The organism is Brachymonas denitrificans (genome assembly GCF_907163135.1).
Lineage (GTDB): Bacteria > Pseudomonadota > Gammaproteobacteria > Burkholderiales > Burkholderiaceae_C > Brachymonas > Brachymonas denitrificans_A.
On record NZ_CAJQUA010000001.1, the window covers coordinates 71882 to 94869 of the forward strand.

22 protein-coding genes and 1 riboswitch are annotated in these 22988 nt (G+C 65.0%); of the genes, 13 read left to right on the forward strand and 9 right to left on the reverse strand.

Going from position 1 to position 22988, the window contains the following annotated elements:
• Positions 1–146 precede the first annotated feature (146 nt).
• The 5 genes from KKQ75_RS00360 (at position 147) to pgi (ending at position 5417) form a co-directional block, all read left to right on the forward strand.
• On the forward strand, positions 147–962 hold the full coding sequence (locus KKQ75_RS00360) for a hydroxypyruvate isomerase family protein (protein WP_213358706.1): 816 nt from the start codon (positions 147–149) through the stop codon (positions 960–962).
• Positions 963–1042: 80 nt separating this feature from the next.
• The gene (locus KKQ75_RS00365) at positions 1043–2299 is read left to right on the forward strand and encodes a glycerate kinase type-2 family protein (protein ID WP_250131098.1); all 1257 of its coding nucleotides are present in this window, start codon (positions 1043–1045) and stop codon (positions 2297–2299) included.
• Positions 2300–2359: 60 nt separating this feature from the next.
• On the forward strand, positions 2360–2593 hold the full coding sequence (locus KKQ75_RS00370) for a hypothetical protein (RefSeq protein ID WP_213358710.1): 234 nt from the start codon (positions 2360–2362) through the stop codon (positions 2591–2593).
• A 214-nt stretch (positions 2594–2807) separates the two neighbouring features.
• Positions 2808–3764 (forward strand): transaldolase, encoded by a 957-nt coding sequence (gene tal, locus KKQ75_RS00375; protein WP_213358712.1) that lies wholly within the window; start codon positions 2808–2810, stop codon positions 3762–3764.
• A 15-nt stretch (positions 3765–3779) separates the two neighbouring features.
• Complete coding sequence (gene pgi, locus KKQ75_RS00380) at positions 3780–5417, forward strand: glucose-6-phosphate isomerase (RefSeq protein WP_250130946.1); 1638 nt, start codon at positions 3780–3782, stop codon at positions 5415–5417.
• Positions 5418–5522: 105 nt separating this feature from the next.
• Here the strand turns inward: pgi and KKQ75_RS00385 are convergent, their stop codons facing one another.
• Positions 5523–5951 (reverse strand): Hsp20/alpha crystallin family protein, encoded by a 429-nt coding sequence (locus KKQ75_RS00385; RefSeq protein ID WP_213358714.1) that lies wholly within the window; start codon positions 5949–5951, stop codon positions 5523–5525.
• Between the two features lie 136 nt (positions 5952–6087).
• Between KKQ75_RS00385 and KKQ75_RS00390 the strand changes: the two genes are divergently transcribed.
• A complete protein-coding gene (locus KKQ75_RS00390) occupies positions 6088–6768 on the forward strand; it encodes a toprim domain-containing protein (protein WP_213358716.1) in 681 nt (226 codons plus the stop codon).
• 93 nt (positions 6769–6861) lie between these two features.
• Here the strand turns inward: KKQ75_RS00390 and ybeY are convergent, their stop codons facing one another.
• Entirely contained in the window at positions 6862–7338 is a 477-nt protein-coding gene (gene ybeY / locus KKQ75_RS00395; protein WP_213358718.1) for an rRNA maturation RNase YbeY, read from the reverse strand.
• Between the two features lie 49 nt (positions 7339–7387).
• The gene (locus tag KKQ75_RS00400; RefSeq protein WP_213358720.1) at positions 7388–8344 is read right to left on the reverse strand and encodes a PhoH family protein; all 957 of its coding nucleotides are present in this window, start codon (positions 8342–8344) and stop codon (positions 7388–7390) included.
• 48 nt (positions 8345–8392) lie between these two features.
• On the opposite strand from KKQ75_RS00400, the gene ruvA reads away from it, so the two are divergent.
• Positions 8393–8974 (forward strand): Holliday junction branch migration protein RuvA, encoded by a 582-nt coding sequence (gene ruvA / locus KKQ75_RS00405; RefSeq protein WP_213358722.1) that lies wholly within the window; start codon positions 8393–8395, stop codon positions 8972–8974.
• 132 nt (positions 8975–9106) lie between these two features.
• Here the strand turns inward: ruvA and KKQ75_RS00410 are convergent, their stop codons facing one another.
• Together KKQ75_RS00410 and KKQ75_RS00415 are read right to left on the reverse strand one after the other, a co-directional pair.
• Positions 9107–10516, reverse strand: coding sequence for a GntP family permease (locus KKQ75_RS00410; RefSeq protein WP_213358724.1), 1410 nt, complete (start codon positions 10514–10516; stop codon positions 9107–9109).
• Between the two features lie 265 nt (positions 10517–10781).
• Positions 10782–12425 carry a glycosyltransferase family 39 protein gene (locus tag KKQ75_RS00415; protein WP_213358726.1) on the reverse strand — a complete coding sequence of 548 codons (1644 nt, stop codon included), beginning with the start codon at positions 12423–12425 and terminating at the stop codon, positions 10782–10784.
• A gap of 147 nt (positions 12426–12572) precedes the next feature.
• Here KKQ75_RS00415 and ruvB point away from each other — a divergent pair, with 147 nt between their 5' ends.
• The 6 genes from ruvB to metF all read left to right on the forward strand — a co-directional run bounded on the left by ruvB (position 12573) and on the right by metF (position 18109).
• Positions 12573–13655, forward strand: coding sequence for a Holliday junction branch migration DNA helicase RuvB (gene ruvB / locus KKQ75_RS00420; protein WP_213358728.1), 1083 nt, complete (start codon positions 12573–12575; stop codon positions 13653–13655).
• A 144-nt stretch (positions 13656–13799) separates the two neighbouring features.
• The gene (locus KKQ75_RS00425; RefSeq protein ID WP_213358730.1) at positions 13800–14489 is read left to right on the forward strand and encodes a DUF5661 family protein; all 690 of its coding nucleotides are present in this window, start codon (positions 13800–13802) and stop codon (positions 14487–14489) included.
• A gap of 33 nt (positions 14490–14522) precedes the next feature.
• Positions 14523–14601: riboswitch (S-adenosyl-L-homocysteine riboswitch) on the forward strand.
• Positions 14602–14674: 73 nt separating this feature from the next.
• Positions 14675–16111 carry an adenosylhomocysteinase gene (gene ahcY, locus KKQ75_RS00430; protein ID WP_213358732.1) on the forward strand — a complete coding sequence of 479 codons (1437 nt, stop codon included), beginning with the start codon at positions 14675–14677 and terminating at the stop codon, positions 16109–16111.
• A gap of 36 nt (positions 16112–16147) precedes the next feature.
• Entirely contained in the window at positions 16148–16420 is a 273-nt protein-coding gene (locus tag KKQ75_RS00435; protein ID WP_213358734.1) for a helix-hairpin-helix domain-containing protein, read from the forward strand.
• Positions 16420–17220, forward strand: coding sequence for a TlyA family RNA methyltransferase (locus KKQ75_RS00440; protein WP_213358736.1), 801 nt, complete (start codon positions 16420–16422; stop codon positions 17218–17220). Before KKQ75_RS00435 ends, KKQ75_RS00440 begins: the two co-directional genes overlap by 1 nt.
• A 34-nt stretch (positions 17221–17254) precedes the next feature.
• Positions 17255–18109, forward strand: a complete 855-nt coding sequence (gene metF / locus KKQ75_RS00445; protein ID WP_213358738.1) for a methylenetetrahydrofolate reductase [NAD(P)H] — start codon at positions 17255–17257, stop codon at positions 18107–18109.
• A 133-nt stretch (positions 18110–18242) separates the two neighbouring features.
• Here metF and creD read toward each other — a convergent pair whose 3' ends face one another.
• From creD to KKQ75_RS00465, 4 genes are all read right to left on the reverse strand, one after another.
• Positions 18243–19670 carry a cell envelope integrity protein CreD gene (gene creD, locus KKQ75_RS00450; protein WP_213358740.1) on the reverse strand — a complete coding sequence of 476 codons (1428 nt, stop codon included), beginning with the start codon at positions 19668–19670 and terminating at the stop codon, positions 18243–18245.
• Positions 19671–19762: 92 nt separating this feature from the next.
• Positions 19763–21268, reverse strand: a complete 1506-nt coding sequence (gene creC, locus KKQ75_RS00455) for a two-component system sensor histidine kinase CreC (RefSeq protein ID WP_250130947.1) — start codon at positions 21266–21268, stop codon at positions 19763–19765.
• Positions 21265–21978, reverse strand: coding sequence for a two-component system response regulator CreB (gene creB, locus KKQ75_RS00460; RefSeq protein WP_213358742.1), 714 nt, complete (start codon positions 21976–21978; stop codon positions 21265–21267). The genes creC and creB overlap by 4 nt, the downstream gene beginning before the upstream one ends.
• A 60-nt stretch (positions 21979–22038) precedes the next feature.
• Positions 22039–22959, reverse strand: a complete 921-nt coding sequence (locus tag KKQ75_RS00465; RefSeq protein ID WP_213358744.1) for a DUF808 domain-containing protein — start codon at positions 22957–22959, stop codon at positions 22039–22041.
• Positions 22960–22988: the final 29 nt, after the last annotated feature.

Genomic DNA, 22988 nt, shown 5'->3' on the forward strand with positions numbered 1-22988 from the left:
CCCAATATGCTATAGGTGCTTTGTGTCATTTGGGTAACTAATGCGATTACTGTTGCACTGCAACAAATCTTTTACACGTTTTTGGCCATTTTTTCGCATTTGCTGTATGCAGATGCAGCCCTACGGCCACGTTTCCGGTTTTCTCCATGCCCACACGTTTGAGTGCCAACCTGAGTCTGCTGTTCCCGGATCTGCCCTTTCGTGAACGTTTTGCCGCTGCCGCGGCGGCGGGATTCGATGCGGTGGAGTGCCAGTTTCCCTATGAACTGCCGGCGGCCGAGCTGGCACGGCTGCTGAGGGAGTATGGGCTGACTCTGGAGCTGATCAACCTGCCGGCCGGCGACTGGGCGGCGGGCGAGCGCGGCATTGCCATGCTGCCGCAGCGCCGGGACGAATTCCGCGCGGGCGTGGAGCGGGCGCTGGAGTACGCTCAGGCGCTCGGGGTGCCGCGCATCAACTGCCTGGCGGGGATCGTGCCGGAGGGCCTGCCGATGTCGCAGGCGACGGTGGTGCTGGTCGACAACCTGCGTCATGCAGCGGCACGTCTGGCGCCGCAGGGGCGTACGTTGCTGCTTGAGCCGATCAACACCTTCGACATGCCGGGCTTTGGCGTCTCGCGGCTGGAACAGGCGCTGGAAGTGCTGGATATGGTGGGGGCAGAAAATGTGCGCGTGCAATACGACCTGTACCACGCCACCCGCATGGGAGACGATGTGCCCGCCATGCTGCGTCGTCACCTGCCGCGCATCGGGCATATCCAGATTGCCGATGTGCCGGGACGGCACGAGCCGGGTAGCGGAGCGATGGCCTACCGCGAGCTGTTTGCCCTGCTGGAGACGCTGGGCTACGCAAGTTGCGTGGGCTGCGAGTATCTGCCGCTGCGCCCGGAGGCCGGCGGTACCCAGGCGGGGCTGGCCTGGATTGCCGGGCATGGGCTGGTGCTGCCGCGGAGGCAGTCATGACGGCAGCTGCCGGTCCGCTGGCTGCAACGGCGCTTGGCGGCCCGCTGGCGGCGACGGCGCAGGGGCAGCTGTTGCGGCGCATGTTCGATGCGGCGGTCGCCTCGGCGCAGCCGGCGCTCTGCGTCCCGCCGCATGTGCCGGATCCGTCGGAGCTGGGTGCGCGCGGAAGGCTGGTCGTGATCGGCGCCGGCAAGGCGTCGGCAGCCATGGCGCAGGCGGTGGAGCAACACTGGTGCGGGCGGCCGGAGCAATTGTCGGGGCTGGTGGTGACGCGCTATGGCCACGCAGTGCCCTGCGAACGGATCGAGATCGTGGAGGCGGCGCACCCGGTGCCGGATGAAGCCGGCTGGCGTGTGGCGCAGCGCATGCTGGAGCTGGCACAGGGGCTGGGTGCCGAGGACCGGGTGCTGTGCCTGATCTCCGGGGGTGGGTCCGCCTTGTTGCCGTTGCCGGCGCCGGGCCTCACGCTGGCGGACAAGCAGGCCTTGAACCGTGCCCTGCTGGCCTCGGGGGCAAGCATCCACGAGATGAACTGCGTGCGGCGCCACCTGTCGCTGATCAAGGGAGGACGGCTGGCGGTGGCCTGCCACCCGGCGCGTGTGCGGACGCTGCTGATTTCGGATGTGCCTGGCGATGATCCGGCAGAGATCGCCTCGGGCCCGACCGTAGGCGATGGCACCACCTGCGCGGATGCATTGGCGATCGTGCGGCGTTATGGCATCACCCTGCCGGCGCATGCGCGGGCGTGGCTGGAAGGCGGGCAGGGCGAAAGCGTGAAGCCGGACGATGTCCGCCTGCAGGGCAACACGGTGCAGCTGGTCGCGACGCCGCAGCAGGCACTGGAGGCGGCTGCTGCCGTGGCGCAGGCGGCCGGTTATCAGCCGCTGATTCTCGGCAGTGCGCTGGAAGGCGAGGCGCGCGAGGTGGGGCGCATGCTGGCTGGCATGGCGCTGCAGGTGGTGCGGCACGGGCAGCCGGTTGCTGCCCCGTGTGTGCTGCTTTCGGGGGGTGAAACCACAGTTACCGTGCGTGGCAGCGGGCGCGGTGGCCGCAATGTGGAGGCCTTGCTGGCCTGTGCGCTTGCGCTGCACGGGCAGCCGGGCGTGCATGCGCTGATGGCCGACACCGATGGCGTGGATGGTGCCGGGGAACTGGCCGGTGCGCTGTGCGGGCCGGATACCCTGCAGCGGGCCTGGAAGCTGGGCGTGGCGCCGCGCGCAGCGCTGGATGACAACGACGGGCATGGCTTTTTCGGGGTCCTGGGCGATGCCGTATGGACCGGGCCGACGCTGACCAATGTGAACGACTTCCGTGCGATCCTGATCGATGTGAAATAGCGGCCTGCCCAAGCCCGCAAGCGCACATCAACAACCCGTCAACTCGTACAATTCCTGCCCATGGCACATTCGTCTTCCCCCATCACCTGGCGCAAGCCGGACGGCAGCGTGGTTTCGTGTTTCGAGAAGGTCAAGGTCCTGAACGAGAACTATGCGGAGCTGCGCGAGCTGCTGCAGGACGCGCTGGATGATGCGCTGCTGATGGGCTGCAGCGAGGCGCAGGTGCGCGAGGCCTTCCAGTACCTGCTCGATTCGATCCAGGCCAGCGTGAGCGAGGATCCGGACGCCATCTGAGCGGCGTTTCGGCAAGCAGTGCGCCCGTGAGAGGAGAGTGCGATCGGATAGCAGCAGCCTTCTTTGCGCGCAAGGCATCAGCATGGCGTGGCGCCCATGCTCAGGCGCTTAGCAGACTCCAATGACCTAGGGGTGACATACCTCGTCACATCTGCGCGGTTTTTGCCGTGTGGCTGTGCTTGGCGCAGAGAGGAAATCCAGCATAATGGCCTACATGAACCAGCTCGAAGCCCTCAAACAATTCACTACGGTGGTCGCGGACACCGGTGACTTCAACCAGATGGTGCAGTTCCAGCCGCAGGACGCCACCACCAACCCGTCGCTCATCCTGAAGGCGGTGCAGAAAACCGACTACGCACCCCTGCTCACCGAGACGGTGCAGCGTGTGGGCACGCAGGATCTGGCGCGCACCATGGACGAGCTGCTGGTGCAGTTCGGCTGCGCCATCCTCAAGCTCGTGCCAGGCCGCGTTTCGACCGAGGTGGATGCCCGCCTGTCCTTCGACACCGCAGCCACCGTGGCGCGCGCCGAGCGCATCATGGCGCTGTACAACCAGCAGGGCATCGGCAACGAGCGCGTGCTGATCAAGATTGCCTCCACCTGGGAGGGCATCCAGGCGGCGCAGCAGCTTGAGGCCAAGGGCATCCGCACCAACCTGACGCTGCTGTTCGCGTTCTGCCAGGCCGTGGCCTGCGGCAATGCCGGCGTGCAGCTGATTTCGCCCTTCGTGGGTCGTATCTACGACTGGTACAAGAAGCAGGCCGGTGCCCAGTGGGACGAGGCGGCCATGGCGGGTGCCAACGATCCGGGCGTGCAGTCGGTGCGCCGCATCTACCAGTATTTCAAGCAGCATGGCATCGGTACCGAGATCATGGGGGCGAGCTTCCGCAATACCGGCCAGATCATGGCCTTGTCCGGCTGCGATCTGCTGACCATCAGCCCGGAACTGCTGGCGCAACTGTCGGATGCCGAGGCGCCATCCGGTTTCGAGCCGGCGCTCAATCCGGCCATGGCCGGTGCCGAGCCGATGCCGGTGATCCGTTACGACGAAGCCAGCTTCCGCTACGCGCTGAACGAGGATGCCATGGCCACCGAAAAGCTGGCCGAGGGGATTCGCGCGTTTGCTGCGGATGCGGGCAAGCTGGAACAGCTGATGATGGCGGCTGCCTGAGTCGGCGTCTTTCCCATGATGCACAAGGATGCATTTGACGCAGGGCTCGCCACCGAAGCGCCGGCATGGGAGTGGCTAGGCAAGCTGGCGCGATGTTTTCCTGTCAATCACCATGAGCCTGGGGGGTATTGCCTGCTCGATACCTCCACGTTTGACTTGCGTCGTGCCTTCGAGGAAGACCCGCAACGCGTCCAGCGCTTCAGCCAGACCCTGACCGACGCCAGCGAGCGTCCGTTGCTGCACGCGGATTTTTCCAAGTCGCACCTGGACGAGCGCGTGATGCAGGCCCTGCTGCAACTGGCCGAAGAGCAGCGCGTGCTGGCGCTGCGCGATGCGATGTTCGAGGGCGGGGCGATCAACACCACCGAGCAGCGCCAGGTCATGCACTGGCTGCTGCGTGCGCCGACGCAGGACGGCCTGCCGGCCCCCCTGCAGGATGTGTGGCGCGAGATGGATGCCGTGCGCTCGGCCTTTCTGGCGTTTGCGGAGACCGTGCGTGCCAATCCCGCCATCACCGATGTGGTGAATATCGGCATCGGCGGCTCCGATCTGGGGCCGCGCATGGCGGTGCAGGCGCTGGATGCGTTTGTGCTCCCGGGCAAGCGCTTCCACTTCGTCAGCAATGTGGACGGGCATGAACTGAAGGCGGTGCTGCGCCAGGTGCAGCCGCGCCGCACGCTGTTCATCATTGCCAGCAAGACCTTCACCACGCTGGAGACCATGACCAATGCGGCGACGGCGCTGCAGTGGTTTAGGGAGGCAGAGGGTGGGGCACTGGCGGATCAGGTGCAGGACCATTTCGTCGGCATCACCACCAATCTGGAGGCTGCAGCCCAACTGGGCATCCGTACCACGTTCGGATTCTGGGACTGGGTGGGCGGGCGCTATTCGGTCTGGTCGGCCATCGGGCTGTCGCTGGCGATTGCCATCGGCGCCGAGCAGTTCCGCGCTTTCCTGGAAGGCGCGCATGCGGTAGACCGGCATTTCCAGACCGCTGCAACGGAGCAGAACCTGCCGCTGCGCATGGGGCTGATCGATGTGTGGCGCAGCAGCTTCCTGGGCCATGCGGCGCGCTGCATGGCGCCATACCATAGCGGACTGCAGGCATTGCCGGCCTATCTGCAGCAACTGGAGATGGAGAGCAACGGCAAGGGCGTGAGCCGTGATGGCGAGCACTTGCGTTACCTGACTGCCCCTACCGTATGGGGTGAACCCGGCACCAATGGCCAGCATGCCTTCTTCCAGCTGCTGCACCAGGGGCCGCATGTGCTGCCGGTCGAATTCATCGCGGTGAAGCAGATCGATCATGCCTGGCCGCTGCACCATCGCCTGCTGCTGGCCAATGCGCTGGCGCAGGCGCAGGCCTTGATGGTGGGGCGCGAGGATGAGGACCCGCAGCGCTGCTGCCCCGGCAACCGACCCAGCACATTCCTGCTGCTGGAGGCGCTCACACCGCGCACGCTCGGGGCGCTGCTGGCACTGTACGAGCATCGCGTGTTCGTGGCCGGAGCGGTGTGGAACATCAACAGTTTCGACCAGTTCGGCGTGGAGCTGGGCAAGCAGCTGGCCGAGGACATCGTGCCGCGGCTGGAGTCGGGCGATGTGCGGGGGCTGGATCCCTCCACGGCGGATTTGTTGCAACGCTTGCGCTGAGCCCGCCGACGCCGAGCCAAGAGCTGGCGCCCTGCCGCACGAAAATGCCCGCACGAGGCGGGCATGGAAAGGGGCGCCGGCAGCCCCTCGCCTTGCGGGCGCTGCTTACTCCACGGTCAGGCGCTGCGGCGCATTGCTGACTTTCTTGGGCAGCGTCAGGCACAGCACGCCATTGTCGTATCTGGCCTTGGCGTTGGCTTCATCGATGTCGGCCGGCAGCTGGAAGCTGCGCGACACCTCGCCGTGATAGCGTTCGGTGCGCAGCACTTTCTCACCTTCGGTCTGGCGGTCTTCCTGGCGGATTTCGGCGCGCAGCGTGACAATGCTGCCTTCGACCGAGACGTGGATATCCTCCTTGCTCACGCCGGGCATTTCGGCCTGCACGGTGAACTCCTTGTCGGTTTCCTTCACGTCGATGCGGATCTGCGAGGCAGAGGGCAGCGGGTCGCCATGCAGCGGCTTGATGAAGAAGCCGGGGGCCACGTCCTTGAAGAAGTCATCAAACAAACTGCCACGGGTCATCAGGGAACTCATGGGATCTCTCCTTGGAAAAATGCATGAATAACAATTGTTGCCGGCAACGTTGGATATTACTAAATTAAGATTTTTGTTGGGAATTTCAAGCGTCCGAAGGGGTATCGAAATGTACCCGTGGCGACAGGAGAAGGGGATGGGGTATTACCGCGGGCAGGCGTCCGCCATGCTGCTGGACAGCCAGCAGCACGGGCCGGAAGCGGAGCTATTGCTGGTGGAGGGCGAATCGGCGGCGCAGTCGGTGGCGGCGGTGCGGCAGTCCTTGCGGCAGGCGGTGCTGCCCTTGCAGGGCAAGCCGCTCAACGCCTGGCGCGCGTCAGAGCGCAAGGTGGCGGAAAGTCCGCTGTTTGGCCAGCTGGCACAGGCGCTGGGCTTGTCCGGGGCGACGGCGCATGCGGGCGGGGACGTCTTGCCGGACTTGCGTTTTGCCAGGCTGGTGCTGCTGTTCGATCCCGATGCGGACGGCATCCACATTGGTGCGCTGGTGCTGCTGTATCTGCAGCGCTGGCTGCCGCAATTGCTGCGCGAGGAGCGGGTCTGGATGGTGCGCCCGCCGCTGGGCGCCGTGCGCTGGACCGATGGCGAGACCGGCGAAATCCTGCTGCAGCAGGCCTATACACAGCCTCAGCTGCCGCTATTGCGCCAGCAGGCGCTGGAGAGCGGGGGGCTTGACGTGCAGCAATTCGTCTATCGCGGGCTGGGCAGCCTGCCGCAGCAGGTGCTGTTCGACACCTGCGTGCAGGCGGGGACACGTCATGCGCATGTGGTGCGCGAGACGGATTTGCGCACGGTGATTGAGGTGTTTGGCGGCGTTTGAGAACTGCCGTCTGGATGGCGGAGGCGGTGCAGGGCGGGAATTCCGGAAGCGCTTGAAGAAACGGGTGCGCTTTTCCGTGCGGTAGAAAGCCCGTCAGCGCTCGGCGTACGGGTCATCGAGGCCCAGACCCGCCAGAATCGCAATCTCTTGCGCCTCCATCGCCTCGGCCTCTTCCTCGCCGGTTTCATGGTCCCAGCCCTGGGCATGCAGCGTGCCGTGCACCAGCAGGTGGGCGTAGTGCTCGGCCAGTGCCTTGCCGAGTTCTTCGGCCTCGCGTGCCACCACCGGCGCGCACAGCACCAGATCGGCCATCACCACCGGCGCGCTGCTGTAGTCGAAGGTAAGCACATTGGTGGCGTAGTCCTTCTGGCGGTAGTCGCGGTTGAGTGCCTGGCCTTCTTCGGTATCGACGATGCGCACGGTGATTTCGGCGTGTTGCACTTCTTCGCCCAGCGCATGGCGGATCCAGCGTGCCACCTTGTGTCGCGGCAGCGCAGCGCGGTGTTCTGCCGCTTCGGCGAAGCGGGCGAACTGCAGCGACAGGGACAGGGGCGGCAAGGGAGCGGGCATGGTGAGGCTCGGACAGTGGGTGGCGGAAGGGCAGGACGGTGCCAGCGTGTCAGGCCGCGTCGCGGGAGCGGCGCGTGGCCGAGCTGGCGGCATCGTAGGCATCGACGATGCGCGCCACCAGCGGATGGCGCACCACGTCGGCGCTGGTAAAGCGCACATGCGAGATGCCTTCCACGCGCTTGAGGATGCGCTCGGCTTCGACCAGGCCGCTGGTCTGGCCCTTGGGCAGATCGATCTGGCTGATGTCGCCGGTAACCACCGCCTTGCTGCCGAAGCCGATGCGGGTGAGGAACATCTTCATCTGCTCGGGCGTGGTGTTCTGCGCCTCGTCCAGGATGATGAAGGCGTTGTTCAGGCTGCGGCCGCGCATGAAGGCGAGCGGGGCGATTTCCAGCGCGTTGCGCTCGAAGGATTTCTGTACCTTGTCGTAGCCCATCAACTCGTAGAGGGCGTCGTACAGCGGGCGCAGGTAGGGATCGACTTTCTGCACCATGTCGCCAGGCAGAAAGCCCAGGCGCTCGCCCGCCTCGACCGCAGGGCGTGTCAGCACGATACGCTGCACGGCACCCCGCTCCAGCGCATCGACGGCACAGGCGACGGCCAGGTAAGTCTTGCCCGTGCCAGCGGGGCCGATGCCGAAGGTGATGTCATTGGCGGCAATCGCCTGCAGATACACGCCTTGCGTGGCGGTGCGCGCGCGCAGGTCGCTGCGGCGGGTGGCGAGCTGGGCGTCTTCGGTGGGCAGGGGCTCGTTGCCGTCGCCGGCCAGCATCAGTTGCACGGTAGAAGGGCTGATGGGGCGCGCAGCCTGTTCGTACAGCGCCTGCAGCACTTCCATGGCGCGGTTCGCCTTGGCCTTGGGGCCGTCCACCTTGAACTGCTCGTGGCGGTGCGCGATTTTCACCCCCAGGGCCTGTTCGATGGTGCGCAGGTGTTCGTCCAGCGCGCCGCACAGGTGCGACAGGCGGCTGTTGTTGAGGGGGGTGAAGGAGTGGCGCAGGATCACGGGGCGATAATCAGGGCTTGTTGAAGTGACTGCAAACAAGGATACCCCATGATCGGCAAGCTGACCGGCACCCTGCTCGAAAAATCTCCCCCGCAAGTGCTGGTGGATTGCCATGGTGTCGGCTACGAGGTGGATGTGCCGATGAGCACCTTCTACAACCTGCCGGCCATCGGTGAGAAGGTCAGCCTGCTCACGCATTTCGTGGTGCGCGAGGATGCGCAGCTGCTGTTCGGTTTTGGCAGCGCGGAGGAGCGCAACGCCTTCCGGCAACTGCTGAAGATCACCGGGGTAGGGGCGCGTACCGCGCTGTCCATCCTGTCGGGGCTGAGCGTGGCCGATCTGGCGCAGGCGGTGACGGCGCAGGAAGCAGGGCGGCTGGTGAAGGTGCCCGGCATCGGCAAGAAGACCGCCGAGCGCCTGCTGCTGGAGCTCAAGGGCAAGCTGGGCGCCGAATTGCCTGCTGTGGCAGGCGCGAGCAGCGTGCAAAACGAGACTCAGCTCGATATTTTGCAGGCGCTGGTGGCGCTGGGCTACAGCGACAAGGAAGCGCAGCTGGCGCTGAAGGCGCTGCCTCCCGATGTGGGGGTGAGCGAGGGCATCAAGCTGGCGCTGAAGGCGCTGGCGCGCTGAGGGCGTTCAATCATTCAGTGTCGCCGTGCGGGTTGCGAGTCGGCCAGCGCCTGACTGCAGAAGGTGTCTTGCGAGGGGTGGAGAGGCCTCCTCCTGGCAGGCAGCACGGGCGCAGAAGTGCCTGCCCTGCCCTCAGAACGCCCCGAACATCGTCCCCAGCGAAATCACCGAAATCAGCGCCAGCATCGGAATGCCCACCGTCACCATCGCCATGTTGAGGTAGGCTTGCTTGTGCGTCAGTCCGCAGATGGCGAGCAGGGTGATCACGGCGCCGGAGTGCGGCAGGGTGTCGAAGCCGCCGGCGGCGATGGTGGCCACGCGGTGCAGCAATTCCGGTGAGATGCCAGCTTCCGTTGCCATGCGCAGGTAGTCGGCGCCCAGCGCCTGCAACGCAATGCTCATGCCGCCCGAGCTCGAACCGGTGATGCCGGCCAGCACGTTCATGGCCACGGCTTCGGAAATCAGCGGATTGCCGGGCGAGACGTTCAGCACCGCATCGCGAATCAGCGCAAAGCCGGCCATGCTGGCGATGACGGCGCCGTAGCCCACTTCGGAAGCGGTGTTGAAGATCGGCAGCATGGAGCCCAGCGTGCCCTTGTTGATGCTGTGCTTGAGGTTGGACCAGTGGGACCAGCGTGTCACGATCAGCACCAGCGAGGACACCAGCAGCGCCACGATGATGGCCCACATGCCGCTTTGCTTGGCCGCGTCCACTTTCGGGAAGCGCTCACCCAGAAAGCCGAAATCCATGCCCTTGAACACGCCGAAGGTGAGCAGGGCGTTGATGCCGATCACCAGCACCAGCGGCAGCACGGCCAGCGGCAGCGGGATGGAACGGCCCAGTTCGTGCAGGTCCACGCCCTCGACGGCAGCCTGCAGTTCCAGGCGCGGGTCGTCTTCTCCGTAGCCTTCGCCAGTGCGGCGGGCTGCGGCAGCGCGCGAGTTGATCCAGAACAGGCCCAGCACCAGCATGATCAGGCCGGCGATGATGCCCAGACCGGGAGCGGCAAAGGTGTGTGTGCCGAAGAAGGGAATCGGGATCGCATTCTGGATGGCGGGCGTGCCCGGCAGCGCCGTCATGGTGAAGGTGAAGGAGCCCAGCGCGATGGAGGCGGGGATTAGGCGCTTGGGAATGTTCGATTCGCGGAACAGCGATTTGGCGATAGGGTAGATCGCGAATGCCACCACGAACAGCGACACGCCGCCATAGGTGAGCACGGCGCAGGCGATGACGACAGTGGCAATCGCATGGCGGGCGCCGAGGCGGCGCATCAGCCATTGCGCAATGGCATTGGCAGCGCCCGAATCGGCCATCAGCTGCCCGAACAGCGCGCCCAGCAGGAACAGCGGGAAGAAGTTGAGGATGTAGCGGCCCAGCGCACCCATGAAGGTGTCGGTGTAGATGGGCAGCATGAAGCCGATATCGCCCGAGAGCAGCACGGCCAGGGCAGCCATCAGCGGGGCCAGGATCAGCACCGAGATGCCGCGGTAGGCGAAAAAGATCAGCAGGACGAGGGAAAGAATGATGGCCAGTGTGCTCACCGCGGGTGTCTCCTTGGGTGTTGTTGGCGGCGTCGGGGCTGACGGCCGCGTACGAACAGGCCGGAGCCTTCGGCCTTCGGATTGCAGAAGGCCGGTGCCGGCCGTAAAGGGGGCGAGCTTAGCGGGGGAATGTGAAGGCAACCTGCGGATGGGCTGCCATTGCAAAAATGATCAATCCTGATGGGGAAATTTCAAAACGAGCGGCAATGCCCTGCCGCCGCGAAATTCCCGCGCAGAAAGCACGAACGAAGTGTCGCGTGCGTGTTTATGGGGCGCGGCTGCAAGCCAGCCGGTCAAGGGCTTCCTTGCCTTGCAGCAGCCAGAGCGCATCGTCGCCCTGACGCGAAGGGTGCTGCCAGGCAGGGGGCTGGGTGCGCAGGAAGGGGTGGCGCTGCAGCGTGTCGCTGCCCGTATCCGCCCAGATCCAGACGCGCCGCGTCTGCAGCGTCCGGCACAGGCGGTCGTGCAGTTCCGGGGGGCGGATGAACAAGGTGGCTTCGCTCGGCGTGTCGAACCGGCCGGCCTCGAGCAGTTCCTTGCGCCAGTTGTCATGGCGCAGCAGTTCCGGATCATCCCAAGCGCTGACAACCCACATCGGCCGGTCCGTATCCAGGTAGAAGGGCAGGTCGTATTCATACTCATCGAGCATGACGATCTCGTCAGAAGCCTGCATCTGTTGCCGCAGCAGCGGCACGGCGCTGCGCGAAGACTCGGACTGGTAGCGTGCGGCTGCGCCGATGCCGACCACGCACAGCAGGGCCGCGAGCAGCAGCAACGTCGACGGCAAGCGCTGACGCGATTGCGGGTGCGCCTGCACCCATGCCTGCGCCCAGCCACTCAGCAGCATGGCCCAGGCCGGCAGCACTGGCAGGATATAGCCGGCGAGCTTGGATTTGGGCAGCGAAAAGAACACCATGATCACCACCAGCCAGACCCAGGCCAGGCGCTGTAGCGATGCCGCACTGCCCAGTGGTCTGGCAGGAGCCAGCCAGCTTCGCCAGTCTCCTGGTGCCGGCTTGCGCAGCCACGCTGCGCGCAGGCCGGCAAACAGCCAGAGCGACCACGGCAGTGTCAGCCCGAACAGCACCACCGGATAGAACCACGCGCCGTGCTGGTTGTTGAAGCCGGTTTCCGCAAAGCGCTGGAAATGCTGGTAGACGAAGAAATAATGCAGAAAGCCGGGATAGCGCTGGTCCATCAGGATGAACCACGGCATGCCGACTGTCAGCAGGGTGAGCATGCCCGGCAGCGACAGCAGGCGCCACAACCCGATCCAGTGACGCTGCCAGGCCAGCCAGATCACCAGCACGGCGCCCGGCAGCACGATGCCGATCAATCCCTTGGCGAGCAGGCCCAGAGCAGCCAGCAGATAGGCGAACAGGACCCAGGGCCGCCAGGGCTGGCCCTGCCGCGCCTGCAGCACGGCATGCGCTGCGGCCAGAATGGTGCTGCTGATCAGGCCGGCTACCAGCATGTCCAGGTTGGCATACTGGGCGCCGCCGAAGAAGAAGGGCATGGTGGCCAGCACGGACAGCGCCCAGCCGGCCTGGCGTACAGTGGCATGGCTCCGCAGGAAAAGATACAGCCCCATGCCCATCAGCCAGGCGCCCAGCATGGACGCCATGCGCGCCACCCAGGGATCGGCGCCGAACAGCTTGAGCGCAGCGGCATTGATCCAGTAAAACAGCGGCGGCTTGTGGAAGAACGGCAGGCCGTTGAGCAGTGGCACCGCCCAGTGGCCGCTGATCGCCATTTCCAGCGAGATGCTGGCGTAGCGCCCTTCGTCCGGCATGGCCAGCGGGCGCCATGCGGCGGTGCAGAGCAGCCATGCGGCGAGCAGGAATGCGGGCCACAGGACGGGATGACGAGCCAGCGACTGGCGCCAGAAGGTGGGTGAAGGGAACTGCATGCAAAGGCACCGGAAAAGCCTCCGCGCCATGCAGAGACCAAGGGCGCATCGTAAGCGCGGGCACGGGCGGCTGGCTGAGGGATTTCTTAAGACTGAATGGTATGCCCTGCCTGGGGCACAATAGCTGCTTGCCGTATTACATCTGCCATGGCCATCCATACCGACAATCTCTCTGCAACCCCCATGCCCGAGCCGGCGCGCCGCGTAGTGTCGCCTGCGCCTGCCTCGCCCAACGAGGAGGCGCTGGAGCGTGCGCTGCGTCCCAAGCTGCTGGATGAATACGTCGGCCAGATGAAGGTGCGCGAACAGCTGGAAATCTTCATCGGCGCAGCGAAGAAGCGCGGCGAGGCGCTCGACCATGTGCTGCTGTTCGGCCCGCCAGGCCTGGGCAAGACCACGCTCAGCCACATCATCGCGCATGAGCTCGGCGTGAACCTGCGCCAGACCAGCGGCCCGGTGCTCGAAAAACCCAAGGATCTGGCCGCGCTGCTCACCAACCTCGAGCCGAACGACGTGCTGTTCATCGACGAGATCCACCGCCTGACGCCCGTGGTCGAGGAAATCCTCTACCCGGCGCTGGAGGATTACCAGATCGACATCATGATCGGCGAAGGTCCGGCCGCGCGCAGCATCAAGCTGGACCTGCAGCCCTTCACGCTGGTCGGTGCCACCACGCGCGCCGGCATGCTGACCAACCCGCTGCGCGACCGTTTCGGCATCGTCTCGCGGCTGGAGTTCTACACGCCGGAGGAGCTGGCCAGCATCGTGCGCCGCAGCGCCGGTCTGCTGGGCGCACCGGCGGATCCCGAGGGTGCCTTCGAGATCGCCCGCCGCAGCCGCGGCACGCCGCGTATTGCCAACCGGCTGCTGCGCCGCGTGCGCGACTATGCCGACGTGAAGGGCGATGGCCGCATCACGCTGGACATGGCGCAGCGCGCCCTCTCCATGCTCGATGTGGACCCGCAGGGCTTCGACGTGATGGACCGCAAGCTGCTCGAGGCCGTGGTGCACCGCTTCGACGGCGGCCCGGTGGGGCTGGACAACATCGCCGCCAGCATCGGCGAGGAGCGCGACACCATCGAGGACGTGATCGAGCCCTACCTGATCCAGCAGGGCTTTCTGCAGCGCACGCCGCGCGGGCGCATTGCCACCATGGCGGCATACCGCCATCTGGGCGTGGCCGCGCCGCAGGCGGCAGAAGGGCTGTTTCCTGCGGGCGAGGCCGGCTGAAAGCGCCTCAGGATTGGTGTCTGACTGGCAAGTCTGCGCATGCCGGGTAGCCCGGCGAGCGCGCGCCCTCGCGTTTCCGCTCCTCTCCTACAACCAGCGGCATCCGGGGCTTTCCATAATGGATCGCCAACAGGGAGCCACACCATGAAATATCGGAGCTACAAGGAAGCCATCGACAAGCGCGCCAGGACGGATGGCCTGATGCAGTACGTTTTTCAGCAGATGGCCGCATTCAATGACGGCCAGGAGATTGATCTGGACTTCCTGAGCCGTGCAGATGTCGGCGCGTTCTGCCAGGCGCTGGGCTTCGATGCGGACCGCAACTGGGGCAAGCTGACGCTGGACCGGATCGCGCCCCCCGACAAGCTCGGCCCGAACGTCGTCCCCGAGAAGGAAAGTGCCCTGGTGCTGCACGCGCTGAAGGTGGCGATCCAGAAGGAGTGGCTGCAGCCCAGCATGGACAAGCAGCCCCAGACCGACATCCTGAACGACTTTCTGCCGGCGCCAGGACGCTTCCAGAAAAAAAAGACGCTGGGCCATGGTTGGGAGTTCCAATATGCATTGGCCGTCGAGCTGGAGCATGGCCGTACACGCGGCGCCAACGTCAGCAACAATCACCCGCTGCTCACCGGCATGGTGGTGATGGCGCATCTGGCCGAGGATCGGCTTTACTATGCCCGTCTCTGGGTGATGGAGAGCGAAGGCGAGTTGTTCAATCTGCAACTGGAAAAAGCGAAACCCAAGCAGATTTTCGACAAGCTGGAAGAGCTGGGGCATGCCCGCGAGCATCTGCAGAAGCGCATCGCCGAGAAGCTGACGGCGGCGATGGCTTGAGTCGCCGGCCAGCTCTCGCCTATAATCACGTCCATTCCCAAGGAGCGTTGCAACGTCCTGCGCAAGGCAGGGCGTGAGGCTTGGGCACCATCTGCAACGACGCTCACCCCACGATATCCGGTGCGGTGAGCTTTTTTACGCCCCGTCACTGGTTTTTTCCGAACTTGCCTTTGGAGCAAAACCACATGAACGCACAACACTCCCCCGTGGCGCCGCTAGATAGCGCCATCGCCGACATCTCCCTGGCCGCCTGGGGCCGCAAGGAGATCGCCATCGCCGAAACCGAAATGCCCGGCCTGATGGCGATCCGCGAGGAATATGCCGCAGCGCAGCCGCTCAAGGGCGCGCGCATCACCGGCAGCCTGCACATGACGATCCAGACCGCCGTGCTGATCGAAACCCTGCAGGCGCTGGGCGCCGACGTGCGTTGGGCTTCCTGCAACATCTTCTCCACGCAGGACCATGCCGCCGCTGCCATCGCCGCCGGCGGCACGCCGGTGTTCGCCATCAAGGGCGAATCGCTGGAAGACTACTGGGACTACACCCACCGCATCTTCGACTTCGGCCCCAAGGGCAGCGCCGGCGAAGGCCCGAACATGATTCTGGATGACGGCGGCGATGCCACGCTGCTGATGCATCTGGGCAAGCAGGCCGAAACCGACCCCTCCGTGCTGGCCAACCCCGGCAGCGAGGAAGAGCGCATCCTGTTCGCCGCCATCAAGGCCAAGCTGGCCGAAGACGGCACCTGGTACAGCCGCAAGAGCGCCGAGATCCAGGGTGTGACCGAGGAAACCACCACCGGCGTGCACCGCCTGAAGGAAATGTCTGCCAAGGGCACGCTGATGTTCCGCGCCATCAACGTGAACGACAGCGTCACCAAGAGCAAGTTCGACAACCTGTACGGCTGCCGCGAATCGCTGGTGGACGGCATCAAGCGCGCCACCGATGTGATGGTGGCCGGCAAGATCGCCGTGGTGGCCGGCTATGGCGACGTGGGCAAGGGCTCGGCCCAGGCACTGCGCGCCCTGAGCGCCCAGGTGTGGGTCACCGAGATCGACCCGATCTGCGCCCTGCAGGCTGCGATGGAAGGCTACCGCGTCGTCACCATGGAAGAAGCCGCACCGCTGGCCGACATCTTCGTCACCACCACCGGCAACCGTGACGTGATCCGCTACGAGCACATGGCCGCCATGAAGGACCAGGCCATCGTCTGCAACATCGGCCACTTCGACAACGAAATCCAGGTGGCTGCGCTGGAAGAGAAATGCCAGTGGGAAGAAATCAAGCCGCAGGTCGACCACGTGATCTTCCCGGACGGTAAGCGCATCATTCTGCTGGCCAAGGGCCGTCTGGTGAACCTGGGCTGCGCCACCGGCCACCCCAGCTACGTGATGTCCTCCTCCTTCGCCAACCAGACCATCGCGCAGATGGAGCTGTACTGCCACCCCGACGGCTACGACGTGGGCAAGGTCTACGTGCTGCCCAAGCACCTGGACGAGAAGGTCGCCCGCCTGCAGCTGCGCAAGCTGGGCGTGAAGCTGACCGAGCTGACCGACGCTCAGGCTGCCTATATCGGCGTGCCGAAGGAAGGCCCCTACAAGCCGGACAGCTACCGCTACTGATGCTGCCCCTTGCTGCTCTGACTGCCTGACCTCGCCATGTCCCACGTTCCGTGCCCTGCCGTGTTCTCCGACGCCGAGCGCGAACGCCTGCTCGCCCTGAAAGGGGTGGGCCCGGCGGTGCTGCTGCGCCTGGAGCAGACCGGCCATGCGCCGCTGGCGGCGCTGGTGGGTGCCAATCCGGTCGAGATCGTTGCCGAGATCGCGTACATGATGCGTACTTCGTGCTGGAAGAACAATCCGCACGCGATCCGCGCCATTGGCTCCGTGATCGACTTGGCCAATCTGCAGCACGAAGAAAGGCAGGCCTGATGCGTGCCGACCAGTTGCTGGTGGACCGCCAGCTTGCCTCCAGCCGCAGCCAGGCGCAGCGCCTGATTGCAGCCGGCGTGCAGTGGCGCCTGCCGGGCGCAACGGCCTGGCAACCGGTGCGCAAGAATGGCGACGAATTGCCGTTTGAAGCCGAATTGCAGCTGCAGGATGAGGCCGAGGCGCGCTACGTGTCGCGTGGCGGGCTCAAGCTGGAAGGGGCGCTGAGGGCAGTAGGGCTGGACGTGTCCGGCCTGCGCTGCCTTGATGTGGGCCAGTCCACCGGCGGTTTTACCGACTGTCTGCTGCAGCACGGTGCTGCCCAGGTGACGGGGCTGGACGTCGGGCAGGGCCAGTTGCATGCGCGCCTGCGCGCGGATGCTCGAGTGGCAGCGTACGAGAAGGTGAATGCCCGGGATCCGGTCGCTTTGGCTGCTGTGTTGGGCGAGCCTTTGGTTGCTGACACCGGCCCGACGCCGCAGTTGCAATCGGGCGGCCCCTTCGATCTGCTCGTGGGTGACATCTCTTTTATCTCGCAGACCCTGGTGCTCCCCGCCGTGCTGCCTTGGCTCAAGTCCGGCGGGCAGCTGCTGATGCTGGTCAAGCCGCAGTTCGAGCTGCAGCCGGCACAGATTGGCAAGGGTGGCATCGTGCGCGATCCCGCCCATTACGCCGAGGTGGAGCAGCGCCTGCGCCAGTGCTGTGCGGAGCTGCACATCGACATCCTGCACTGGCTCGATAGCCCCATCGCCGGCGGTGACGGCAACCGCGAATTCTTTCTCCACGGCCGCAAGGCCGGATGAACCAACAACAATTACTTGAAAAAGGACTGACGCCATGACCGCGCCATCCATCAGCTTCGAATTCTTTCCCCCCAAAACGCCTGAGGGCGCCGAGAAATTGCGCGCCGTGCGCCACAAACTGTATGCCTGCCAGCCCGAGTTCTGCTCGGTCACCTACGGTGCCGGCGGCTCCACCCAGAAAGGCACCTTCGATACCGTGCAGGAAATCCTGCAGGAAGGCATGGAGGCCGCCAGCCACTTCTCCTGCGTGGGCGCTACCCAGGCCAGCGTACGCGAACAGCTGGAAACCCTGCGCCAGATGGGCGTGAAACGTCTGGTGGCCCTGCGTGGCGACCTGCCCAGTGGCCATGGCGTCGGCGGCGAGTTCATGCACGCCAGCGATCTGGTCAGCTTCATTCGCGTGGAAACCGGCGACTACTTCCACATCGAAGTCGCCGCCTACCCCGAAGTGCACCCGCAGGCCCGCAGCCCCGAGGCCGACCTGCGCGCCCTCAAGGCCAAGGTCGATGCCGGTGCCAATGGTGTCATCACCCAATACTTTTTCAATGCCGATGCCTACTTCCGTCTGGTGGACGAAGCAGCGACGCTCGGCGTGAGCGCCCCCATCGTGCCGGGCATCATGCCCATTACCAGCAGCAGCCAGCTGATCCGTTTCTCGGATGCCTGCGGCGCCGAAATTCCGCGCTGGATCCGCCTGCGCTTGCAGTCCTACGGCGACGATGTGGAGAGCATCAAGGCTTTTGGCCATGAAGTCGTGGCAGACCTGTGCGAGCGCCTGCTGGAAGGCGGCGCACCTTCACTGCATTTCTACACCATGAACCAGGCGGCTCCCACGCTGGCGCTGTGTGAACGACTGGGACTGGGTGCCGCAGAGAGTGCGGTTGCCTGATCGGAATTCTTCCAGCACAAAGCCCCCGACTCGCAAGAATCGGGGCTTTTTGATTCGTGGTTCCGGCAGTGACATGCAACTCGTCACTCCATTGCCAACAGTCATGATCCACGCATGGCGCCCGCGTCTCTCGTCACACCACCTTGCCGGATCCCTCGTAGGCAGGCTTGGTGTTATCCAGCAAGGTATACCAGTTCACCCGGCGGGTCGCAAACATCACCACCGCCAGCACCAGGAACAGGGCGATCGAGCCGACCAGCAGCGCGTTCTCTTCCAGCTGCAGCAGCAGGAACAGCAGTCCGTAAAGCAGCGCTATGCCTGCACCAAACGGCACCCCGCGTTTCCAGCCATGCAGGATGTGGCTGGCGTAGAAGCCCAGCAGCAGCACGCAGGCACTGGCAGCCGCCAGATAGGCCAGGGCGAACGGATAGTGCTCGCTCAGGCTGAGCAGCAGCAGGAAGAAGATGGCCAGGGCAGAACCCACCAGCAGATATTGCACCGGGTGCACGCGTAGCTGACGCAGCACTTCGAACATGCCCACGGCCACAAAGGTCAGCGCCACGAACAGCAAGCCATATTTTCCGGCACGGTCGGCCAGCTTGTAGGGATCCACCGGATTCACGAAGCGCACCTGGAAGGCATCCAGGCAGGCCTTGTGTGCCACCTCGCTGGCCTCATCGACACGTGCTGCTGCAGCCATCGTGGCTGAATGGGCACTGTCGTCAGACGGAGCACATACTTGCGCTCCTGCATTGAAGTCGCTGAACGCACTGGTAGCCAGGCTGGACACGTTCCACTGCGCCTGAAATCCCTGGTCATTGATTTCGCGCTGAGCCGGCAGAAAGCTGCCGCCAAAGCCTGGATGCGGCCAGTTGCCGGACAGCTTGACGCTGGTGTCGTCCGCTGCCGGCACGATGGACAGGCTGCTGGTCCCCAGCAGTTCCAGATCTACCTCCACATCCATGGCGGCAAACTTGCCGCCGGGCTGCACCAGGGAATCGAGCTTGGCGTGGATGCCCTGGGGATGGCGCGCCAGCGTGGTTCCGGACTGCACCGGCAGGGCTTGCTGGTTGATTTGCACGTCACTGCGGCGGATGCCGCGGGGATCGCCAATCGCCAGTGCGAGGACCGGCGGCATGCAGCGCAGGGTGGCCCCCGGACGGCTGCTTTGGGGAGACAGGGTATCGGCATTGAAGTGGGCCTTTACGCGCGTCTTCAGCGTGAAGGTGTTGACCGGATACAGGCCCAGTTTCAAGGGCGTGACCGTCACCCGGGCATCGTCCAGTTGCAGGCGGGCGGGCGATATCGTGGTGGCCAGGCTCTGCTGCAGCTTGCGTGGCTTGCCGTCTTCATCCCGCTCCTGCCAGCTTTCGGTGCATTGCTGCAGCAGAATCGGGCCGACCAGGCTTTGCGGCCCCGCAGTGCCACGTACCACGCTCTCCTCGGCCTCGGCGCGATAGGACTTGCGGTCTTCCACCAGGTCGCGCACGTGCAGCAGCATGGCCATCAACAGGGCAAGGACGAGCCCGAGGGACAGCAGTTTGGTCAAGGCACTTCGCATCATGGGTCTCCACAGTTGAACTGGGCTTCATCATGCGGCGCAGTTGTGCGGTGCAGATGAAGTGTGTGAAGCCGGTGTGAAGCGCCAGTACCTCAGGGGGTGGGGCGGGCAGATGGCGAGCGGAAATCGAGCGTCACGCGCAGGCCGGGGCTGAGCGGCTGGAAACGGACCGCGCCATGATGCAGAAGCATCACCTGATGCACGATTGCCAGACCCAGACCGCTGCCACTGCGGCTGCCGTCCGGCCGTTGCGTGGTGAAAAAGCGCTCGCCCAGCCGTGGGAGTGCGTAATCCGGGACGCCGGGGCCGTGGTCTTCCACGCTCAGTGTCAGGCCTTCGACATGCACGCCAACGGTGGACTCGACAGGCGAGAAATCGATGGCGTTGGCCAGCAGGTTGGAGCAGGCCAGCACGACCAGATCCCGATCCAGCGGCAATGGCTGCGGACTGGTGCCGGAAAACACCAGCCGGATGCCACGCAGCTCCGCACGTGCCTGCTGCAATCGCATGGCCTCCTGCGCGCAGTCTGACAGGAGGGCTGCTTGCGGCTTGGGCAAGGCTTGCAGTTGCTCCAGCTTGTTCAACTGCAGCAGGCGGTCCACCAACTGCTGGATGCGCTCGGCCTGGCTGCCGATCTGGCGCGCAAAGCGTTCGCGATCGGCAGCGGGCAGTTCATCCTCCAGCAGCTCGGCCGCGCCGCGGATGGCCGCCACCGGGCTCTTGAGCTCGTGCGTGAGCGTGCGTACATAGTGTTCGATGTATTCCCGCCCCTCCAGGCGCCGCCGCATGGCATCCATGGACTGCGCCAGCTCGCCCAGTTCTCCTGGCACCCGGGGAATGGGCAGGGCCGCCTGCCCGCCGGCCTGAACGCTGTTGGCATAGCGCTGCAGCTTGCGCACGTTCCACACCAGCCACAGGGTGACCAGCACGCCGACCAGCGCCGAGAGCCCGAGCAGCCACAGCCCGTTGGCCATGATCTTGCGTTCGGCCCGGTCGATGAAGCCCTGGACCGTGCGGTTGGGCTTGGACACGGTCAGTACGCCGATGATGCGCCCCTGCTGGTAGATGGGGGCCGCCACGTGCATGACCGAGCTGGCGGGATCATCGGGATCTTCCGGCGAGGTGCGCGCTCCATATTGCCGGCGCAGGGTGAGATAGACATCCCTCCACTGGGAAAAATCCTGCCCCTCCGCCAGGTGAGCGGAGTCGTACAGCACCTGCCCGCGAGCATCCGTCACATAGATGCGATAGTCCACCTGGGTCTTGTGCAGGCCCCAGATGCGGGCCTGCACCGGGCGCTTGATGTAGGCATCCACGCTGTTCGCGAAACGCGTCCCGGTGAAGACGGGTGCTGGCGTACCTGCTGACGGAGATGCCTGTGCGCCGGCGAGATCCGGGGAACCAGGCGGAAAATCCTGTGCGGCGAGTTCGGCCAGCACGTTGGCGGTATCGACCAGCGTGTCTTCCATCACCTCGCGTGCGCTTGGCTTGATTTCGGCGGTAAAGATGCGCAGCACGAACAGGGCCGCAATTCCGTTGATCAGGAAGAATGCAAACAGCAGGCGCAGCCCCAGACCGATGCGCAGCGTGCGGTTCATGGCTGCTGCGGCAGTTCGAGGCTGTAGCCCATGCCGCGGTGGGTGGCAATGTACTCATGGCGGCCATCCACCTGGCGCAGCTTGGCACGCAGCGTCTTGACGTGGGTATCGACGGTGCGGTCTGCGCTGTCCGCCTGTACGCCCCATACGCGATCCAGCAGATAGTCCCGCGCGAGGATGCGGCCGGCATGTTCCAGCAGGCAGGCCAGCAAACCGTATTCCATGCGCGTCAGCGCCAGCGCAGTGCCGTGCAGCAGGATGCGCTGGCCTGCCAGGTCATGCACAAAGGCTTCCGGCGCCGGAGCGCCCGGGCCCGCAGTCATCTGCCGGCTGCGCCGTAGCAAGGCGCGCAGACGTGCCACCAGTTCGCGCGGGCTGAACGGCTTGCCGAGATAGTCATCCGCACCGAGCTCCAACCCCAGCACGCGGTCGAGCTCATCGCTGCGGGCACTGAGCATCAGGATCGGCAGTGTGGCGGTAGCGGCCTGCTGGCGCAACTCGCGGCAGAAGTCCAGCCCGCTGCCATCCGGCAGGCCGATATCGAGGATCAGTGCGGCATACGCCTGCTGCTCGAGCTGCCGGCGCGCATCCTGCAGCAGCAGGCAGTGCGTGGTGATCATGCCTTCGCGGGCCAGGGCGTAGGTCACGGTTTCCGCGATGGCGGGATCATCCTCGACCAGCAACAGAGGGCAGGGGGCGGGCACCGTCATGTCCTGCCCGACCTGGCGTGCAAGTGCGTGAAGAATGCTGCCGCCATCTCCATGCGCGGATCAGATGGTGGTGCCTGCCGGCTTGCGCAGGCGCTGGATCAGCGTCACCACCGCCAGCACCACCGCCCCCACCAGCAGGCCGATGCCCAGGTTGACCAGCATGGCGGTCACGGAGCTGAACAGCCCGCTCCAGCTCAGCTCGATCTCGTGCAGCCAGTGCGCCAGCGGTGCAATACCGTGCGCAATGATGCCGCCACCTACCAGGAACATCGCCAGCGTGCCCAGCACCGACAGCGCGCGCATCAGCCAGGGGGTGACCCACAGCAGGAAACGGCCGAAGGATTGTGCGAGGCTGCCCGCCTTGCGGCTGAGCCACAGGCCCATGTCGTCCAGCTTCACGATGCCGGCCACCAGTCCGTACACGCCAATCGTCATCACGATGGCAATCGCCGACAGCACCGCGATGCGCTGCGGCAGCGCAGCCGCAGCCACCGTGCCCAGGCTGATCACGATGATCTCTGCGGACAGGATGAAGTCGGTGCGGATAGCACCCTTGATCTTGTCCTTCTCGTACGCAACCAGATCCACGTCCGGATTGGCCACGGCTTCCACCATCTCCGCGTGATGTGCCGCGTCTTCCGTTTTGCTGTGCAGGAACGTGTGCGCCAGCTTTTCCACGCCTTCGAAACAGAGGAAGGCTCCGCCTACCATCAGCAGCGGCTTGATCAGCCAGGGCAGGAAGGCGCTGATCAGCAGCGCCAGCGGCACCAGAATCAGCTTGTTCACGAACGAGCCCTTGGCCACTGCCCAAACCACCGGCAACTCGCGGTCTGCCTTCACGCCGGAGACCTGCTGCGCATTCAGCGCCAGATCATCGCCCAGCACGCCGGCCGTTTTCTTGGCGGCGACCTTGGTCATTACGGAAACGTCGTCGAGCAGGGTCGCGATGTCGTCAAGCAGCAGAAACAGACTGGAGGCCATGGAGAAAGTGTTCTGAAGAAAAAGCTGGT

Excerpts from the sequence above, each read along its gene's own strand:
- KKQ75_RS00370 (WP_213358710.1), top strand. The coding sequence starts at position 2,360 with ATGGCACATTCGTCTTCCCCCATCACCTGGCGCAAGCCGGACGGCAGC.
- ybeY (WP_213358718.1), bottom strand. The coding sequence starts at position 7,338 with ATGCCCGCTCCCTTGCCGCCCCTGTCCCTGTCGCTGCAGTTCGCCCGC.
- KKQ75_RS00390 (WP_213358716.1), top strand. The coding sequence starts at position 6,088 with ATGGGGTATTACCGCGGGCAGGCGTCCGCCATGCTGCTGGACAGCCAG.
- KKQ75_RS00360 (WP_213358706.1), top strand. The coding sequence starts at position 147 with ATGCCCACACGTTTGAGTGCCAACCTGAGTCTGCTGTTCCCGGATCTG.
- KKQ75_RS00435 (WP_213358734.1), top strand. The coding sequence starts at position 16,148 with ATGTCCCACGTTCCGTGCCCTGCCGTGTTCTCCGACGCCGAGCGCGAA.
- tal (WP_213358712.1), top strand. The coding sequence starts at position 2,808 with ATGAACCAGCTCGAAGCCCTCAAACAATTCACTACGGTGGTCGCGGAC.
- KKQ75_RS00440 (WP_213358736.1), top strand. The coding sequence starts at position 16,420 with ATGCGTGCCGACCAGTTGCTGGTGGACCGCCAGCTTGCCTCCAGCCGC.
- KKQ75_RS00385 (WP_213358714.1), bottom strand. The coding sequence starts at position 5,951 with ATGAGTTCCCTGATGACCCGTGGCAGTTTGTTTGATGACTTCTTCAAG.
- KKQ75_RS00415 (WP_213358726.1), bottom strand. The coding sequence starts at position 12,425 with ATGCAGTTCCCTTCACCCACCTTCTGGCGCCAGTCGCTGGCTCGTCAT.
- pgi (WP_250130946.1), top strand. The coding sequence starts at position 3,780 with ATGATGCACAAGGATGCATTTGACGCAGGGCTCGCCACCGAAGCGCCG.
- ruvA (WP_213358722.1), top strand. The coding sequence starts at position 8,393 with ATGATCGGCAAGCTGACCGGCACCCTGCTCGAAAAATCTCCCCCGCAA.
- creC (WP_250130947.1), bottom strand. The coding sequence starts at position 21,268 with ATGAACCGCACGCTGCGCATCGGTCTGGGGCTGCGCCTGCTGTTTGCA.
- creB (WP_213358742.1), bottom strand. The coding sequence starts at position 21,978 with ATGACGGTGCCCGCCCCCTGCCCTCTGTTGCTGGTCGAGGATGATCCC.
- KKQ75_RS00465 (WP_213358744.1), bottom strand. The coding sequence starts at position 22,959 with ATGGCCTCCAGTCTGTTTCTGCTGCTTGACGACATCGCGACCCTGCTC.
- KKQ75_RS00425 (WP_213358730.1), top strand. The coding sequence starts at position 13,800 with ATGAAATATCGGAGCTACAAGGAAGCCATCGACAAGCGCGCCAGGACG.
- creD (WP_213358740.1), bottom strand. The coding sequence starts at position 19,670 with ATGCGAAGTGCCTTGACCAAACTGCTGTCCCTCGGGCTCGTCCTTGCC.
- KKQ75_RS00365 (WP_250131098.1), top strand. The coding sequence starts at position 1,043 with ATGTTCGATGCGGCGGTCGCCTCGGCGCAGCCGGCGCTCTGCGTCCCG.
- ruvB (WP_213358728.1), top strand. The coding sequence starts at position 12,573 with ATGGCCATCCATACCGACAATCTCTCTGCAACCCCCATGCCCGAGCCG.
- metF (WP_213358738.1), top strand. The coding sequence starts at position 17,255 with ATGACCGCGCCATCCATCAGCTTCGAATTCTTTCCCCCCAAAACGCCT.
- ahcY (WP_213358732.1), top strand. The coding sequence starts at position 14,675 with ATGAACGCACAACACTCCCCCGTGGCGCCGCTAGATAGCGCCATCGCC.